Below are 16,060 nucleotides of genomic sequence, written 5' to 3'. Positions count from 1 at the left end.
ATGTCCCAGCCGACGGTTCCCTCCCCCGCCCGCGTCCAGCCGGCCGAGGCCGACGCCCTGCGCGCCCGCTACCGCGCCGAACGCGCCCGCAGGCTGCGCCCCGACGGCGCCGCCCAGTACCTGCCGCCCACCGGGGCGTTCGACGCCGACCCCTACGCCGACCCGGACTTCACCCGGGCGCCGCTCACCGACCGCGTCGAGACCCTGATCGTGGGCGGCGGCTTCGGCGGGCTGCTGGCCGGCGCCCGGCTGCGGCAGGCGGGCGCGGAGTCCGTGCGGATCGTCGAGCGCGGCGCCGACTTCGGCGGCACCTGGTACTGGAACCGCTATCCCGGCGTCCACTGCGACGTCGAGTCGTACGTCTACCTCCCGCTGCTGGAGGAGACCGGCACCATGCCGACGTGGAAGTACGCGCCGGGCGAGGAGATCCGGCGCCACGCACGCGCCGTCGCCGACCGCTTCGGGCTCTACGACAGGGCCTGCCTCCAGACCCGCGTCACCGGCCTGAGCTGGGACGACACCGAGTCGGAGTGGACCGTCCGCACCGACCGCGACGACCGGATCAGGGCCCGTCACGTGATCCTGGCCACCGGCCTGTTCGGTGACGCGCGGCTGCCCGGCATCCCCGGCATCGAGACCTTCACCGGCCACATGTTCCACACCGGCCGGTGGGACCACGCCTACACCGGCGGCGAGGACGGCGGCCCGCTCACCGGCCTCGCGGGCAAGCGCGTCGCCCTCGTCGGCACCGGCGCGACCGGAGCCCAGGTCGCCCCACGGCTCGCCGGGGCCGCCGACCACCTCTACGTCTTCCAGCGCACCCCGTCCTCCGTCGACGTGCGCGGCAACCGGCCCACCGACCCCGGCTGGGCGGCCTCGCTGCGCCCCGGCTGGCAGCGTCAGCGGCAGGAGAACTTCGCCCGGGTGCTCGCGGGCCGGCCCGTCGAGGAGGACCTCGTCGCCGACGGCTGGACCAGCACCGGGCACCTGCACGAGAAGGTGATCCCCACCGACCGGTTCGCCCACGTCCCGCCCGAGGAGCGTGAACACGCCTACGAACAGGCCGACTTCGCGAAGATGGCGGAGCTGCGCGCCCGCGTCGACGCGCTGGTCGACGACCCGGCGACGGCCGAGCTGCTCAAGCCCTGGTACCCCTACCTCTGCAAGCGGCCCACGTTCAGCGACAGCTATCTGCAGATGTTCAACCGGCCCGACGTCACCCTCGTCGACACGGCCGGCACCCGGGGCGTGGAGCGGATGACCGAGACGGCGCTGGTCGTCGGGGACACCGCCTACGAGGTGGACTGCGTCGTCCTCGCGACCGGCTACGACGTGGTCACCGGCGCGCTCTCCGACACCCTCCCGATCGAGGGCCGCGGGGGTGTCCCGCTGCTGGAGAGCTGGGCCAAGACCGGGCCGCGCACCCTGCACGGCTTCACCACCCACGGCTTCCCGAACCTCTTCCACCAGGGCAGGCTCCAGAAGGCGGGCACGGCGAACCACCTGCACGGCATCGACGAGCAGTCGGTGCACATCGCCGCGATCATCGCCGAGGCCCGCAGGCGCGGGGTCCGCCGCGTCGAGCCGAGCGAGTGGGCGCAGGAGGAGTGGGCGGCGACCCTCCGCGAGAAGGCGGTGGACCTGCACTCCTTCCACGCGCGGTGCACCCCCGGCTACTACAACAACGACGGGAACCCGCCGGAGCACTACGAAACCTACGCGGACGGCCCGCTGGCCTTCCACGAGCTGCTGCGCGCCTGGCGGACCGGCGGGGGCATGGAGCAGTTGCTGCGCCCGGAGTGACGGCGACGGCCCGCTCCGCCGCGCTCAGACGCCCTGGTCGCAGCATCCCTCCCGGCGCATCAGACGGCCCACCGCGAGCCAGTCCTCGCCGCCCCCGGCATCGGCGGCGGCGCGCCGCGCCCGGGTGGTGAACGCCGCGACCAGCTCCCGTGCCGTGTACGGCACCCCGCCCCGCAGCACCGACACGGTCCGCACCAGCGTGTCGAAGTCGGTGAACGGGTCGCCGTCCACCACCGTCAGATCGGCGATCCTGCCCGCCTGGACGGTCCCGAGGTCCTGGTCGAGCCCGAAGAGACGGGCGGGCATCACGGTCGCGGTGCGCAGAGCGGCCGCCGGTGACAGGCCGCCCCGGTGCAGGGCGCGCAGCCCCAGGTGGAGCGAGAGGCCGACCGGGACGAGCGGGGCGTCGGTGCCGAGCGCGACCAGGCCGCCCGCCGCGAGGACCCGCCGGTAGACGTCGGTCTCCGTGCGCAGGGTGGCCAGCTGCGCCGGGGTGGGCGGCGCCCCGGCCGACTGGCGTACCGCGGCCGAGTCCCACGGGGGCATCACGGCGGTGACCCGGGGGTCGTCGGCGAGCCCCGGGTCCGCGCCGAGCAGCGGCGCCGAGGTGAACGGGGTGGCGATGAGACCGAACCCGACGCCGCGCGCGCCGTAGATCTCCAGCACGTCCTGGTAGGCGTGTCCGGTCGCGGTCACCGCGTGGCCCGACTCGCCCCGCTGAGTGGCCTGGAGGTGGGTCGTGAGGTCCTGGCCGAGCTGCACACCGGGCGACAGCAGATGGCTGCCCGCGCGCACGCCGAGCCGGTCGTGGGCGAAGCGCGCCGCCTCTTCCATGAGCCAGCCGGGCGCTCGCACATAGGTCTTGACGAAGTCCCAGTCGAGGGCGGCGCCGCGTTCCAGGGAGCGGCGCAGTCCGGCGCGGGTGCGGTGGGCGCGTCCCATGCTGTAGGCGACCCTGGCGCCGTCGAGGAGTTCGCCGGTGGTCAGCAGCCGGGGTCCGGCGAGCTGGCCCGCGGCCACCGCCTCGCGGATCCTGGCCTGTTCGTGGGCGAAGCCGCCCAGGGAGACGGCGGTGGTGATGCCGTAGGTGAGCTGGCCGACCGTCTGGCGTGCGCCGTAGGTGCTCTGCCAGGGGTGGGTGTGGGTGTCCCAGAGGCCGGGGACGACCGTGTGCCGCGAGGCGTCGATCCGCCGCCACGCTCCGCGGCGGGCGGCGCGGTGCGGTGCGACGTCGGTGACCCGGCCGCCGCGCACGACGATGTCGACGTCGTCGCGGGCGCTCTCCCCGGTGCCGTCCCAGAGTTGTCCCGCGTGCACCACGGTGTCGGCGGGCGCGGGGGTGCGCCGTTCCAGCGGGACGCGGACGGTGCGGGCGGGCCCGCCGTCGGCGCCGATGAGGCGGAGCTTCGAGCCCGACAGATAGAGCAGAGTGCGGGAGTCGCCCGACCAGGAGGGGTGGTCGGCCGGTTCGTCGGTGAGGGTGCGCAGCGGGCCGCGCGGGGTGCCGTCGGGCGCGACCGGCAGCAGGCAGAGCGCGGACTCCACGATCACCGCCATCCACCGTCCGTCGGGCGACCAGACGGGACCGGAGGCGTAGCGGTCGGCGAGCGAGGTGTGCGGTGCGACGGCGTGCAGCCGGTCGGCGCCGGTCGTGGTGTCCACCACCCGGACGAGGTTGTAGCCCTCCCTGAAGCGGAGGTTGAGCCGGTTGCGGTCGCAGAGGGCGAGGTGGCGCCCGTCGGGTGACCAGCTGGGGCGGCCGGGCAGCCCGCCGCCGCCGAGCGCGTCGACGAGGGCGCGTTCCGTGCCGCGCTCCAGGTCGCGGACCAGGAGCCGCCCCGACATGTCGAGGCAGGCGAGCCTGGTGCCGTCGGGCGAGAGCGCCGGATGCACCCGGCCGCCGGTCGCGAGCGCGCGCTCCTCGCCGGTGGCCAGGTCGCGGCGGTACACGCCGAGGAGTCCGTCGCGGTCGTCGGCGTACAGCAGGCAGCGGCCGTCGCGCGCCCACACCGGTCCCAGCGGGTAGGCGGTCGCGGGCGAGGCGCGCAGCCGCCGCGGGGGCCGGCCGCCCGATGTGTCGGCCAGCCAGAGCGAGTTGAGGGCGGCGAAGGCCACCCGGCGGCCGTCGGGCGAGAGCGCGGGCAGATGGATGCCCCGCACCGCCCGCACCCGCCCCTCCCCCAGGTCGTAGCGCTTGATGCGGTAGCGCGGCCGGTCGACGGGGAGCGTCCCCTCGAAGGGAATGGTCTCCGGCCGTCCCGGCTCCCCCGGGCGGACGAGGGTGAAGCGGCCGTCGACGGTGAGCAGCAGTTCGCCGCCGGCCGTCCAGCGCGGGGGGACGGCGGCGAGGTCGCCCCCGACGGTGACCGGTTCGCCGTCGACGAGCAGGGTGCAGGAGGCGGCGGGCGCGGGGGTGGTCCGCAGGAGGGCCAGGCGCCGGCCGTCGGGCGCCAGGGCCGGCGTCATCAGCTGCGCGGCGGCCGGCTCGGTGTGGCGGACGACGACCGGTCCGGCTCCCCCGGCCGGGACGGCGGCGACGGTACGGGCGTCGAGCCCGGTGCCGGTCGCGGTGGCGACGGCCCGGCCCCTGACGAACAAAATGTGTGCGCCGTCCGGCGTCCAGCTCGGGTCGAAGTCCTCCCAGGGGCCGTCCTGGTGGGGTCCGTCCTGCCCGTCGAGCCCGGTGACGCGGGAGACGGCGCCGGTGCGCAGGTCCAGGACGTGGATGCGGTAGGGGCCGCCGGTCACCGGGTCGCCGGCGCGCTCCGAGGCGAAGGCGATCCGGGTGCCGTCCGGCGACCAGGCGGGGCCTCGGTCGTCCCAGGGGCCTTCGGTGCGCTGCCGCAGCTCCGATCCGTCGGGCCGCGCGGTCCACAGGTGGTAGCCGCCGCCCTGGTAGGCGCAGAAGGCGATGAGGCCGCCGTCGGGCGCGTACGTGGGGCGGTTGGGTTCGAGTCCCGCCGGGGTGAGCGGCACGGCACGGCCGCCGGCGCGGGGCAGCGCCCACAGGACGTTCTGGACCTCGGCGATCAGCCGGTCACCGGCGGGCGAGAGGGTCGCCGCGCCGTTGGTGGCCGCGGTGAACGACAACGCGGCGGCGGTGAGCGGCCGTGCGGCGGCCGGGGCGGTCGCGACGGCGGCGGCGCCGGTGGCACCGACGGCGGCGAGCAGGTGACGTCGGGAGAGGGAGAAGGCGGCGAGGTGGCGTCGGTCGCGGTCCATGACGCAGCACGCTCGCGCACCGACCGCCACCGGAGCAACAGCGCCGTTCGCGCCGGACGGGTGATGTCGGTCGGGCGTGGCGGTCCGCGCGGCGAGCCCCGGGACGCCGGCCGCGGCGGGCCGGTGTCCCGGGGGTGGTCGCCTTCCGGCCGTGGGCCGGTGGGGCGTGGTGTCAGGCGCGGTCGGCGGTTCCGCCGTCCGGCGGGGCGGCCTTGCCCCGGTGGCCGCCCGGGTAGGGCGGCGCGGCGGCGTCGCGGATGCTGTCCCGGGCGGCGGCGGCCACCGCGGCGGGCGTGATGCCGAACTCGTCGTAGAGGCGCTGGTAGTCGGCGGAGGCGCCGTAGTGCTCCAGGCTGATGACGCGGCCCGCGTCCCCCACCACCTCGCGCCAGCCCTGGCCGACGGCGGCCTCGACACTGACCCGGGCGCGCACCTCGGGCGGCAGGACCTTCTCCTGGTACGTCAGGGGCTGCGCGGCGAACCACTCGCGGCACGGCATGGACACCACGCGGACGGCGACGCCCTCGTCGGCGAGGAGGGTGCGGGCGTCCAGCGCGATCGACACCTCGGAGCCGGTCGCGACGAGGATGACGTCGGGGGTGGTGCCGTCGGCGCCGTCGGCGAGGACGTAGCCGCCGCGGGCCGCGCCCGCCGCCGGGGCGAAGGCGCCGCTGTGCCGGTCGAGGACGGGCAGGTTCTGGCGGGTCAGGACGAGCCCGGCGGGCCGGTCGGTGTGTTCCAGGATGGCCCGCCAGCAGGCCGTCGTCTCGTTGGCGTCGGCGGGGCGCACCACGTCGAGGCCGGGGATGGCGCGCAGCGCCGCGAGGTGCTCGACCGGCTGGTGGGTGGGGCCGTCCTCGCCGAGGCCGATGGAGTCGTGGGTCCAGACGTAGGTGACGGGCAGCTCCATCAGCGCGGCCAGCCGCACCGCGGGCCGCATGTAGTCGGAGAAGGTGAGGAAGGTGCCGCCGTAGGGGCGGGTGAGGCTCTGGAGGGCGACGCCGTTGAGGATCGAGCCCATGGCGTGTTCCCGGATGCCGAAGTGCAGGGTGCGCCCGTAGGGGCCGCCCTTCCACTGCTTGGTCTGCCGGTCGGCCGGGACGAACGACGGCTCGCCCTCCATCGTGGTGTTGTTGCTCTCGGCGAGGTCGGCGGAGCCGCCCCAGAGTTCCGGCAGGGTGCCGGCGAGGGCGGAGAGCACCTCGCCCGACGCCTTGCGGGTCGCGATGCCCTTCGGGTCGGCCGGGAACTCGGGCAGGACGTCGGTCCACCCCTCGGGCAGGCGCTGGGCCCTGAGCCGGTCGAGGAGCGCGGCGCGCTCCGGCTGGGCCGCCCGCCAGGCGTCGTACCCCTCCTGCCACCGGGCGTGCGCGGCGCGGCCGCGGTCGGCGGCCTGCCGGGTCCTGGCCAGCACCTCGTCCTCGACGACGAAGGACTTCCCGGGGTCGAAGCCGAGCAGCTTCTTGGTCGCCGCGACCTCCTCGTCGCCGAGCGCGGAGCCGTGCGCCTTGCCGGTGTTCTGCTTGGTGGGCGCGGGCCAGCCGATCAGGGTGCGCAGCATGATCAGGGACGGCCGGTCCGTCTCGGCCTTGGCCGCCTCGACGGCGGCGAGCAGGGCGTCGACGTCCTCGACGTAGCCGCCGGCGCGGTTCCAGTCGACGGTCTGGACGTGCCAGCCGTAGGCCGCGTACCTGGCCGGTACGTCCTCGCTGAAGGAGACGTCGGTGTCGTCCTCGATGGAGATGTGGTTCGAGTCGTAGAAGACGACCAGGTTGCCGAGTTCCTGGTGCCCGGCGAGGGAGCTGGCCTCGGAGGTGACGCCCTCCATGAGGTCGCCGTCCGAGGCGATCACGTAGACGTGGTGGTCGAAGGGGCTGGTGCCGGGGGCCGCGTCGGGGTCGAGCAGGCCGCGCTCCCGCCGGGCCGCCATGGCCATGCCGACAGCGCTCGCGAGGCCCTGGCCCAGCGGTCCCGTGGTGATCTCGACACCGGCGGTGTGATGGTGCTCCGGGTGTCCCGGCGTGGCCGAGCCCCAGGTGCGGTACGCCTCGATGTCGGAGAGCTGGAGGCCGTATCCGGCCAGGTAGAGCTGGATGTAGAGGGTCAGGCTCGAATGTCCGCAGGACAGCACGAACCGGTCGCGGCCGAGCCAGCGGTCGTCGCCCGGATCGTGCCGCAGCACGTTCTGGAACAGCAGATAGCCCAGGGGCGCCAGGCTCATCGCCGTGCCGGGGTGGCCGTTGCCGACCTTCTGCACGGCGTCGGCGGCCAGCAGCCTGACCGTGTCGACGGCCCGTACGTCGGTCGCGTCCCAGCCGGCCCGGTCGGCCACGGGCAGTGCAAGGCCGCCGTCCCGGCCGGCGGTCCCCGGTCCGTTGCCGGACTTCTCGCTCGTCATGCGGGCTCCTCATCACAGGGTCGATTTGCGCAGTATGTTCTCCCGGCATTGTCGCCGCGACCCCGGCCTCCGCCCTGTCCGGCAGGCCGAGAACCTCACGGACGACGGCGCGGCGCCGCTCGGCGCGCGAAGCCGGAACCGGCAGGTCGGGTACCCGGGTGACGGCGTCCTACGCGAGACGGGGGCGGCGGGCCCGGCCGCGCCTCACCTGCGGGAAGGCCGGACGCCACTCGGCCCGCACCGCGTCGCCGTACCGGCCGCGCGGTGCGGGCCGCGCCGGGACGCGCGCCGGCCTGAGCGCCTTGGAGGTCCTCGGGGGTCCTCGGGGGTCACTTCCACCCGTACGCGTAGGCGGCCACCCAGGTGATGTCGAGCTGGGCGCTGCTGCCGGGGGCCGCGCCGGGGCCCTCCAGCGCGCTCTCGTTCTGGAGCACCCAGGACAGCGGGATGTCCGGCACCCCTCGGGTGTCGTGCCCGGTCTCCCTGCCGTCCACGAAGAACCGGACGCTGCCCGGCGTCCACTCGGTGGAGACGGTGTGCCAGCGGGTCCAGTCGTCGGTGCCGGGGTAGGAGCCCTGGGCGCCGCCGCCGCAGGGGTGGGAGAAGGCGTTGAGGGTGCCGGTCCACTCGCCCTCGGGGTTGTCCAGCTCGCAGCCGCCGCCGTAGTGCAGCCACGCGGACTTGTAGCCGGGCGCGAGCCGGCTGACCCTGATGCGGGCGCTGAACTTGCCGTACCTCATCTGCATGACGGCACGCGGTACCACCGCGGCGGAGTGCACGGGACCGCCGTCCGCCGGACGCCACATCCGTACGGTCATCCGGCCGTCGCCGTCGGCCGCCCGGCCTACGCTCACCGTGTCCTCCGGGTGGTAGACACCCGCCACCGCGCGGCCCCGGCTGTTGGCGGTGTCGAGCCAACCCGTCGGGTAGGCCCACCAGTTGTCGCGGTAGCGGCCGGTGAGCCCGCCGCAGTACGCGGCGGAGGTGTCGGTGTGGTGGTCGCAGTCGCTGAACCCGCCCAGCGGGACCCTCTCGCCGTTGAAGTCCTCGGCGAGCACCTGCCAGAAGGGGCCGCAGTCGCCACGCGGCAGGCTGACGGCGGCCGTTCGGCAGGCGTCGGCGGACGCGGGTGCCCCGTCGGCCCGGGGGATGCCGAGGAACCCGGCGACCAGCAGGAGACCCACCGGTATCAGCAGCAGGCGACGGCGGTGGCGCGGCACTGCGTGTGAACCCATCCGAAGTCTCCCTCGGGGAGCGGCCGTTCGGAGCCGTCCACGGGATCACGGCGCCGCTGCGCGCGAGGCGGGCGGTGCCGGGGCGCCCCGGACGCGGAGCGCCATCCTCGTCCGGGGGACCGCCTGACGCCATCCCCCGGGACGGCCGTGAACCGGACCCCCTGGCTCCGACGCGCCGGCTGTCCGCTCGCTCCGCGCCACCGGTCCGACGCGGTGGCGTACCGGTGTCTACGCCCCTCGGCGCCGCCGCCGCGAGCCCGGTCGACGCCGGCCTCGCGGCTTCCTCTGTCGGCGGCGCCGCCGTGCCGGGGGCGCGGGCCGCCGACCCGGGCGTCCGCGGGCCTTCCGCCTCCGTGTGAGGATGCGTCTCATGCCTGACGTTCCGCAGCTCCCGCTGGACCCGGTTGCCCGGCCGCGACCGGCGCCCCGGCGCACGCCCGGGTGACCACGGCCACCGACCGCCCCTCCCGCACGCCCGTACCGCCCCGCCCTCTCCCCCGACCCTGGAGATCCGCACCCGCATGACAGCCACGACGTCCACGCGATCCGCCCCCGTACCGGCCGCGCCCGGCACCTGGGTCCGGCACGCCACCACGGTCCCGCCGACCGACGCCTATCCCGGCGTCGACGAACTCCTGGCATCCTTCCGTGCGTTGGCCGACGCCCACCCCGGTCTGGTGAGCGAGCGGCGGATCGGCACCTCCACCCTCGGTGAGCCCCTGTACTGCTTCACCGTCGGGGACGCGGCCGAGGCGGGCGGCTATGTCGTCGTCGGCGGAGTGCACCCCAACGAGCCGGTCGGCGCGGTCACCGCCCTCCGGCTCGCCACCGCCCTCTGCGAGGACGCCGGGCTGCGGGCGCACTTCGAGGGGGCCTGGCACATCGTGCCGTGCGTCGACCCCGACGGGGCCCGGCTCAACGAGGGCTGGTTCGCCACCCCGACCGACAAGCGCGCCTACGGCAGGCACTTCTACCGGCCGGCGGGCCGGGAGCAGGTCGAGTGGACCTTCCCCTTCTCCTACAAGAAGGCGTGGTTCGACCGGGTGCTGCCCGAGACGCACGCCCTGATGCGGCTGATCGACGCGGTCCGACCGCGGTTCCTCACCACGCTTCACAACTGCGAGGCGGGCGGCGTCTACTACTACATGAACCGGCCCGCCCCCGCGCTCTACGACGTCCTCGCGGCGATCCCGGCCTCCGTCGGCCTGCCGCTCGCCACCGGCGAACCCGAGGCCGCCCATGTGCCGCTCTACGCCCCGGCCGTCTACGGCTGCATCGACATGCGGGACGCCTACGACCACCTCGAAGGGCTCGGCGTCGACGCCGCCTCGAAGATCGCGGGTGCGTCGAGCGCCGCGTACGCCGAGCGCCACGGCACCTTCTACTTCGTCACCGAGGTCCCGCACTGGAGCCACCCGGACGCCGACGACGGCACGCCCACCGAGGAGCGGTACGCGGACGTCGTACGGCGCAGGTCCGTGGCGCTCGCCGAGACCGGGGCGTTCCTCGGCTCCGTGCTGGAGGCGGCCGACCCGGATCTGACCATCCCGTCGCCGTTCCTGCGGGCGGTGCGCGACTTCGTGCCGTCCCTGCCGGAACTCGCGGCGCTCGACGCGGCCCGCGCCGACACGCTGCCCGACCGGGCCGCGACCGTCGCCGAGCGCTACGACTGCGAGGCGAGCGTGCACAGCTTCCGCGTCCGGTTCGGCGGGATGCTGCTGCGGGCCCTGGGCGCCGAACTCGTCGCGGGCACGGCCACCCCCGAAGTCCGGCGCGGGCACGCCGAGTTGCTGACCGCGTACGAGGAGTGGGAGCGGGCGGCGGAGCCGGCCACCGGGGAGCCCATCGAGATCGCCACCCTGTCCGGCGTCCAGTACGCGGCCCTGCTCGCCGCCGCCGACCACGCCCGCGTTTCCGTGCCGGCGCCCGACCCCGGCACCGACCGTGACCTCGGCTGACACCCCGCGCCCGCCGGCCGACCCGCTCACTCCCGGCCCCGGGACGGCCTGCCCCGCGGGGACGACCGGTTGCGCGCCACGCCCGCTGCTCTTTCTCGACGTCGACGGACCGATCGTCCCGTTCGGCGCCACCTCGCGGGAGCTGCCGGGCGGCTACCCGACGTATCCGGTGGCGGACGCGGCGCGGCAGGCGGCGGGCGCCCATCCGCTGCTGGCGAGGATCGACCCCGCGATCGGGCGGCGGCTGGCGGCGCTGCCGTGCGTGCTGGTGTGGGCGACGACCTGGATGGCGGACGCCAACGAGTGCGTCGCGCCGCAGCTCGGGCTGCCCGAACTGCCGGTGGTGTCCTGGCCCGAGCCGTCGGACGGGGACGGGCGGGACGGCCTGCACTGGAAGACCCGCACCCTCACCGCCCTCGCGGCCGGACGCCCCTTCGTCTGGGTCGACGACGAGATCACCGACCGGGACCGCGCCTGGGTCGCGGACCATCACCGCGGTCGGGCCCTGCTCCACCGGGTCGATCCGCGCCGGGGGCTGACCGACCCGGATCTCGCCGCCGTCGAGAGCTGGTTGCGGGAGATCGGGCGCACCGCACCGCCACCGGGCGCGGGCTGAGACAGTCGGGGCCGGCCCGCGCGCCGGCCCGCCGCGCAGCGCGTCCGACGACACCCGCGGCCGGTCACCGGGTTCGCGAACGCGCCCGTTTCAGCCGCGAGTTGGCGATTTCAGGAAGGGACGCGCGGCCGATTATGATCTTGGTCATGACTGTGCAGAGCCCTGAAAAGACACCTTCCCGCAAGCAGCGACTCCAGGAGAAGCAACGCCGCCAGCTTGCGGTGGTCGACACCGTGGACAAGGCCGAGGTCAAGGTCCGCAAGGCCGAGGCCGAACTCGCCGTCGCCATCTCGGAGGCGGTGCAGATGTTCGGCGGCGAGCAGGCCGCGTCGGAGGAACTCGACCTGCCCGTCGAGGCGATCCGCCGCTTCCTCGGCATGCTGGAGGACGAGCCGGGCGACGGCTCCGCCGACGGCGACGGGTCGGCCGGTGCCGGCAAGGACGGGGACGAGGACGTCGTCGCGGTGTAGGCGCTCCCCCGCCGATCACGTACGACTCCCGCTCGGGGGCGCGCTGCCGCCCGGCGCCTCCGAGCCGCCGCCGCACCGCGACGCGCCACGGCCGCCGCCGCACCGGCCGCTCTCTCCTGGCCGCGCGGCCGGCCGCCGCCCCTTGGTACGGTGCGCGGGTCTCGCCGCCGGGGCGGTGACGGCACACGGAACGGGAGCCGAGCCACGATGGACGTGTCAGAGGTCGCGCGTGCGGTGGCCGCGGCCAGGTCGATCGCCTCGTCCCTCGGTCTGCCGGCCGACGACGCGGTCGTCGTGCACAACTCCAACAAGCTCACGCTGCGGCTGCTGCCGTGCGACGTCCTGGCGCGGGTGGCGCCCGAGGAGCGGCAGGTCGCCCGGTTCGAGCTGGACCTCGCCCTACGGCTCGCCGCGTCCGGCTGCCCGGTGGCCGTTCCCGACCCCCGGGTGGCACCGGACGTCCACGAGCGCGACGGCTTCGTGGTCACGCTGTGGACGTACTACGCGCCCGTGCCGGAGCGCCAGGTCGCCCCGGCCGAGTACGCCGACGCGCTCCAGCGGCTGCACGCCGGGATGCGCGAACTCGACGTCCCCGCACCGCACTTCACGGACCGCGTCGAGCGGGCCCAGCGGCTCCTGGCGGACCGCGAGAGCACTCCGGCGCTCCCCGGCGCGGACCGGGAGCTGCTCGCCCAGACCCTGCGCGCGACGCGCCGCTTCATCGAGGGGCGGGGCGGCGCCGAGCAGCTGCTGCACGGCGAGCCGCACCCCGGCAACGTGCTCGCCACGGACGACGGTGTGCTCTTCATCGACCTGGAGACGTGCTGCCGCGGTCCCGTCGAGTTCGACCTCGCCCACGCCCCCGACGAGGTCGACGACCGCGCCCGTGGGGTCGATCGGGAGCTGCTGCGCGCGTGCCGGACGCTGGTGCTCGCGATGGTCACGACGTGGCGCTGGGAGCGGGACGACCAGCTCCCCGACGGCCACCGGCTGGCCGCCGAGTGGCTCGAACGGCTCCGTGCGGCCCGCGCCCTCGGCGGCTTCGGCACTCCCGGCTGAGAGCCGCCGTCGACGGCGGGAACGGCGCGCCGACGGCGGCCGACGGAATTGCCCGGCGCCGGTCGAATCGTGGGTCGGCGGTTCCGTCAATTCACCCCGGCGCCGGTTCCCGGGCACTTCCCGGGCACTGCCGAATTCCCGAACGCGAACCGCGGGGGGAAATCGTCCGGTGATCCGTCGCCGCACCCGCGGCGCGTCTCCCGGACGAGGGGATCACCGCCCCTGGCGCCCACCGGAATTGCGTCTCTCACTATGTCGGGCGCGTGAACGGAACACTGAGCGCGAATACTCCGAGCGGGCCGAAGGAGCCCCGTGTGACCGAGCGGGCGTGCCGCTCGACACGTCGCGGGGAGGGCGTGGCCGACGGCCGCGTCCCACGTCCCGGGGCCGCACCGGGTGCGCATCGCCGGGCGGCGCCGCACAGTTCGAGACACGGTGTTCCCGGCGGCGCCACGGTTTCCGGGCGTGCGCCGGTCCTGAGGGCGGGCCGAGGGGCCTCAGGCTGTCCGGGTCACGCCGGCTCTCGCGCCCGCGTACCGGCCGTCCGTGACCGGATCGACGAGCAGTTCGACAGGGTCGCCGCCGTTCGGCGGCTGACTCCCTGCGCGCGCGAGGGCCGAACTCCGCCCCCGTCCGCGCATACCTCTGCCGCAGAGACAGTGGCGACTTTTAGCACTGTCTGAAAACGCTATTGTTCTTACTTCCCCGGATCAGGAAACTCGCTGTGTTTGCGGAACGGCACCGGAGTCGCCGTCCGACGGGGGGAAAGGGAGCTTTGTTGAGTACAGACAGCTCATGGGCGTACGACGGCCGCCGTTACCGGATGCACCGGTTCCCCCCTGACGTCCAGCGGGAACTCAACGAACTCAACCGCCCCGACAACTGGCACGTCCTGCTCGCCTGGGTCGAGGACGTTCTCTGGATGGCGCTCTCCGTCGCCGTCTGCGTCTACGGATCGCCCTGGTTCTATCCGCTCGCCGTCCTCGTCATCGGGGCCAGGCAGCGCGGGCTGTCCACGCTGCTGCACGACTGCGCGCACGGCGTGGGCGTCGCCGACAAGCGGCTCCAGATGTTCGCCGGGACCCTGCTGACCGCGTACCCGATCTTCCAGCAGCACTACGCCTACAAGGTCTCCCACGTCTTCACCCACCACCCCAAGCTCGGCAGCCCCGAAGGCGACCCCGATCTGCGGTTCTTCATCGAGCAGGGCGCCTACCGCCGTTCGGCCACGGCCAGTTACGTCCGCCGGGTGGTGATCCTGCCGCTGCTCGGCTCGCAGACCTGGGCCTATCTGCGCTACCTGGTGCGCAACCGCTACCGCGTCCTCAAGGGCGTCGAGAAGCGGGCCGAGGCGTCCACGCCCGCGCAGCGGCGCAAACGGGCCCTGGACCGGGCCGGGTTCTGGCTGTTCTGGGGGCTCGTCGTCTCGCTCGCCTGGTCGGGCGGCTGGCTGTGGGGCCTGCTGCTGTTCTGGGTGATCCCGTATCTGACCAGCTTCCAGATCCTCGGCTGGTACATCGAACTCTCCGAGCACACCCCGCTGGTGCGCGACTCGAACGTCGACCTCTACATGACCCGCAACCGCAAGAGCCGCGGCTGGGAGAAGTTCCTGACGGGCATCCACAACGACAACTACCACCTGGAGCACCACCTCGACCCGCGCACCCCGTTCTGGAACCTGGCCAGGACGCGTGAGATCCGGCTCCGCGACCCCCACTACGCGGCCGTGGACCGGGCGTTGGGCGGACTGTTCCATCGCGGGCCCGAAGGGCAGCCGAGCACCATGTCGGCCATCGTCCGCTACATGAGCCGGACCGAGGACGCCCCGCCCGTGAAGCCGATCCAAGAGGGAAACGATGTCGCAGCCTGATCAGCCGGCCGGCCCCACCACCGACGCCACCTCCTCCTCCGCCGCCTCCTCCGCCGCCTCCTCCGCCGTCTCCGACGCCCCGAGGAGCGACGGCGCGGCCCGCCGCGCGGCGCTCACGGCCAAGGAGTTCGCCCGGCCCGAGTCGGCCGTCGTGCACGGCGGGTCGCAGGCGCGGCTCGGCCTCACCCCGCCGATGGTGACCCCGATCTTCCAGACGGCCGCCTACGAACTGCCCAGCACCGGCGCCGCCGCGGGCATCTTCGACCTGCTCCAGGACGGGCACGCCTACACCCGGCTCAACAACCCGACCTGCGACGTGCTGGAGGAGCGCATGGCGGCCGTCGACGGCGCCGCCGCCGCACTCGCCGTCGCCTCGGGGCAGGCCGCCGTCAGCCTCGCGCTGCTCAACATCTGCCAGGCGGGCGACAACATCGTCAGCTCCAACGAGTTGTACGGCGGCACCTGGAACCTGCTGGCGAACACCTTCTCCCGGTTCGGGATCGAGACCCGGTTCGTGAGCCCCGAGGACCCCGCGAACTTCGCCGCCGCCACCGACGCACGCACCCGCTGCTACTTCGGCGAGACCCTGCCCAACCCCCGGCTGCGGCTGTTCCCGGTCGAGGAGGTGGCCGCGGTCGCCGAGGAGCAGGGGGTGCCGCTGGTCCTCGACAACACGATGCTGCCGTACGTCCTGCGGCCCGTCGAACTCGGCGCCCACATCCTGGTGTACTCCGCCACCAAGTACATCGGCGGTCACGGATCGAGCCTCGGCGGGCTGATCGTCGACGGCGGGACCTTCGACTGGGAGCGGCACGCCGACCGCCACCCGCTGATGACGACGCCCGACCCCGCGCACGGCGGCGCCGTGTGGACGCGCACCGGGAAGGAACTCGGCGGCGGGCTCGGCCGCAGCGGCTATCTGCTCAAGGCCCGTGAGACGCTGCTGCGCGACCTCGGGCCCTGCCTGAGCCCGTTCAACGCGTTCCTGCTGCTCCAGGGCCTGGAGACGCTTCCGCTGCGGATGCGGGTGCACGGCGAGAACGCCGCCGCGGTGGCCGCGTTCCTGCACGGCCATCCGCTCGTCGAGCAGGTCATCCACCCCGCCCTCGCCGAGGGCGCGGAGGCCGAGCGGGTCCGCCGCTATCTGCGCGGGAACACCGGACCGCTGGTGCAGTTCGAGGTCACCGGCGGCCGGGAGGCGGGCAGCCGTTTCATCGAGGCGCTGCGGCTGGTCTCGCACGTCACCAACATCGGCGACGTCCGGTCCATGGCCACCCATCCCGCGTCCACCACGCACGCCCAGCTCCCCGAGGAGGAGCAGATCGCGGCCGGGGTCACGCAGGGCTCCATCCGGCTGGCGATCGGCGTCGAGCACATCGACGATCTGCTCGCCGACCTCGACCAGGCGCTGAAGGCGGTATGAACGCGA

General features: G+C 74.5%; 10 protein-coding genes. 7 read left to right on the top strand and 3 right to left on the bottom strand.

Annotation, left to right across the window (positions count from 1 at the left end):
* On the top strand, positions 1-1,803 hold the full coding sequence (locus tag DDJ31_RS37550; RefSeq protein WP_127175966.1) for a flavin-containing monooxygenase: 1,803 nt from the start codon (positions 1-3) through the stop codon (positions 1,801-1,803).
* 24 nt (positions 1,804-1,827) lie between these two features.
* Here the strand turns inward: DDJ31_RS37550 and DDJ31_RS37545 are convergent, their stop codons facing one another.
* The 3 genes from DDJ31_RS37545 to DDJ31_RS37535 form a co-directional block, all read right to left on the bottom strand.
* Positions 1,828-5,025 carry an amidohydrolase family protein gene (locus DDJ31_RS37545; protein WP_127175967.1) on the bottom strand — a complete coding sequence of 1,066 codons (3,198 nt, stop codon included), beginning with the start codon at positions 5,023-5,025 and terminating at the stop codon, positions 1,828-1,830.
* 172 nt (positions 5,026-5,197) lie between these two features.
* Positions 5,198-7,423, bottom strand: coding sequence for a transketolase (gene tkt / locus DDJ31_RS37540; protein WP_127175968.1), 2,226 nt, complete (start codon positions 7,421-7,423; stop codon positions 5,198-5,200).
* A gap of 329 nt (positions 7,424-7,752) precedes the next feature.
* Positions 7,753-8,658: a glycoside hydrolase family 16 protein gene (locus DDJ31_RS37535; RefSeq protein ID WP_127175969.1), complete on the bottom strand. Its 906-nt coding sequence runs from the start codon at positions 8,656-8,658 to the stop codon at positions 7,753-7,755.
* A gap of 521 nt (positions 8,659-9,179) precedes the next feature.
* On the opposite strand from DDJ31_RS37535, the gene DDJ31_RS37530 reads away from it, so the two are divergent.
* From DDJ31_RS37530 to DDJ31_RS37505, 6 genes are all read left to right on the top strand, one after another.
* Positions 9,180-10,616 carry a M14 family zinc carboxypeptidase gene (locus DDJ31_RS37530; RefSeq protein WP_127175970.1) on the top strand — a complete coding sequence of 479 codons (1,437 nt, stop codon included), beginning with the start codon at positions 9,180-9,182 and terminating at the stop codon, positions 10,614-10,616.
* A gap of 85 nt (positions 10,617-10,701) precedes the next feature.
* Positions 10,702-11,232 carry an HAD domain-containing protein gene (locus DDJ31_RS37525; RefSeq protein WP_127182408.1) on the top strand — a complete coding sequence of 177 codons (531 nt, stop codon included), beginning with the start codon at positions 10,702-10,704 and terminating at the stop codon, positions 11,230-11,232.
* Between the two features lie 146 nt (positions 11,233-11,378).
* Positions 11,379-11,702 carry a hypothetical protein gene (locus tag DDJ31_RS37520; protein ID WP_240677933.1) on the top strand — a complete coding sequence of 108 codons (324 nt, stop codon included), beginning with the start codon at positions 11,379-11,381 and terminating at the stop codon, positions 11,700-11,702.
* 207 nt (positions 11,703-11,909) lie between these two features.
* Entirely contained in the window at positions 11,910-12,761 is an 852-nt protein-coding gene (locus DDJ31_RS37515) for a phosphotransferase enzyme family protein (protein ID WP_127175971.1), read from the top strand.
* 778 nt (positions 12,762-13,539) lie between these two features.
* The gene (locus DDJ31_RS37510; RefSeq protein ID WP_127175972.1) at positions 13,540-14,631 is read left to right on the top strand and encodes a fatty acid desaturase family protein; all 1,092 of its coding nucleotides are present in this window, start codon (positions 13,540-13,542) and stop codon (positions 14,629-14,631) included.
* The gene (locus tag DDJ31_RS37505) at positions 14,618-16,054 is read left to right on the top strand and encodes an O-acetylhomoserine aminocarboxypropyltransferase/cysteine synthase family protein (RefSeq protein ID WP_240677934.1); all 1,437 of its coding nucleotides are present in this window, start codon (positions 14,618-14,620) and stop codon (positions 16,052-16,054) included. Before DDJ31_RS37510 ends, DDJ31_RS37505 begins: the two co-directional genes overlap by 14 nt.
* The last annotated feature ends 6 nt before the right edge of the window (positions 16,055-16,060 follow it).

The sequence above is a fragment of the Streptomyces griseoviridis genome (genome assembly GCF_005222485.1).
GTDB classification, from domain to species: Bacteria; Actinomycetota; Actinomycetes; order Streptomycetales; family Streptomycetaceae; genus Streptomyces; species Streptomyces hintoniae.
This window is presented reverse-complemented; position numbering and strand designations above follow the sequence as displayed.

What these genes read in the sequence shown, in the direction of transcription:
- DDJ31_RS37550 (WP_127175966.1), top strand. Translation starts at nt 1, where the DNA reads ATGTCCCAGCCGACGGTTCCCTCCCCCGCCCGCGTCCAGCCGGCCGAG.
- DDJ31_RS37545 (WP_127175967.1), bottom strand. Translation starts at nt 5,025, where the DNA reads ATGGACCGCGACCGACGCCACCTCGCCGCCTTCTCCCTCTCCCGACGT.
- tkt (WP_127175968.1), bottom strand. Translation starts at nt 7,423, where the DNA reads ATGACGAGCGAGAAGTCCGGCAACGGACCGGGGACCGCCGGCCGGGAC.
- DDJ31_RS37535 (WP_127175969.1), bottom strand. Translation starts at nt 8,658, where the DNA reads ATGGGTTCACACGCAGTGCCGCGCCACCGCCGTCGCCTGCTGCTGATA.
- DDJ31_RS37530 (WP_127175970.1), top strand. Translation starts at nt 9,180, where the DNA reads ATGACAGCCACGACGTCCACGCGATCCGCCCCCGTACCGGCCGCGCCC.
- DDJ31_RS37520 (WP_240677933.1), top strand. Translation starts at nt 11,379, where the DNA reads ATGACTGTGCAGAGCCCTGAAAAGACACCTTCCCGCAAGCAGCGACTC.
- DDJ31_RS37515 (WP_127175971.1), top strand. Translation starts at nt 11,910, where the DNA reads ATGGACGTGTCAGAGGTCGCGCGTGCGGTGGCCGCGGCCAGGTCGATC.
- DDJ31_RS37505 (WP_240677934.1), top strand. Translation starts at nt 14,618, where the DNA reads ATGTCGCAGCCTGATCAGCCGGCCGGCCCCACCACCGACGCCACCTCC.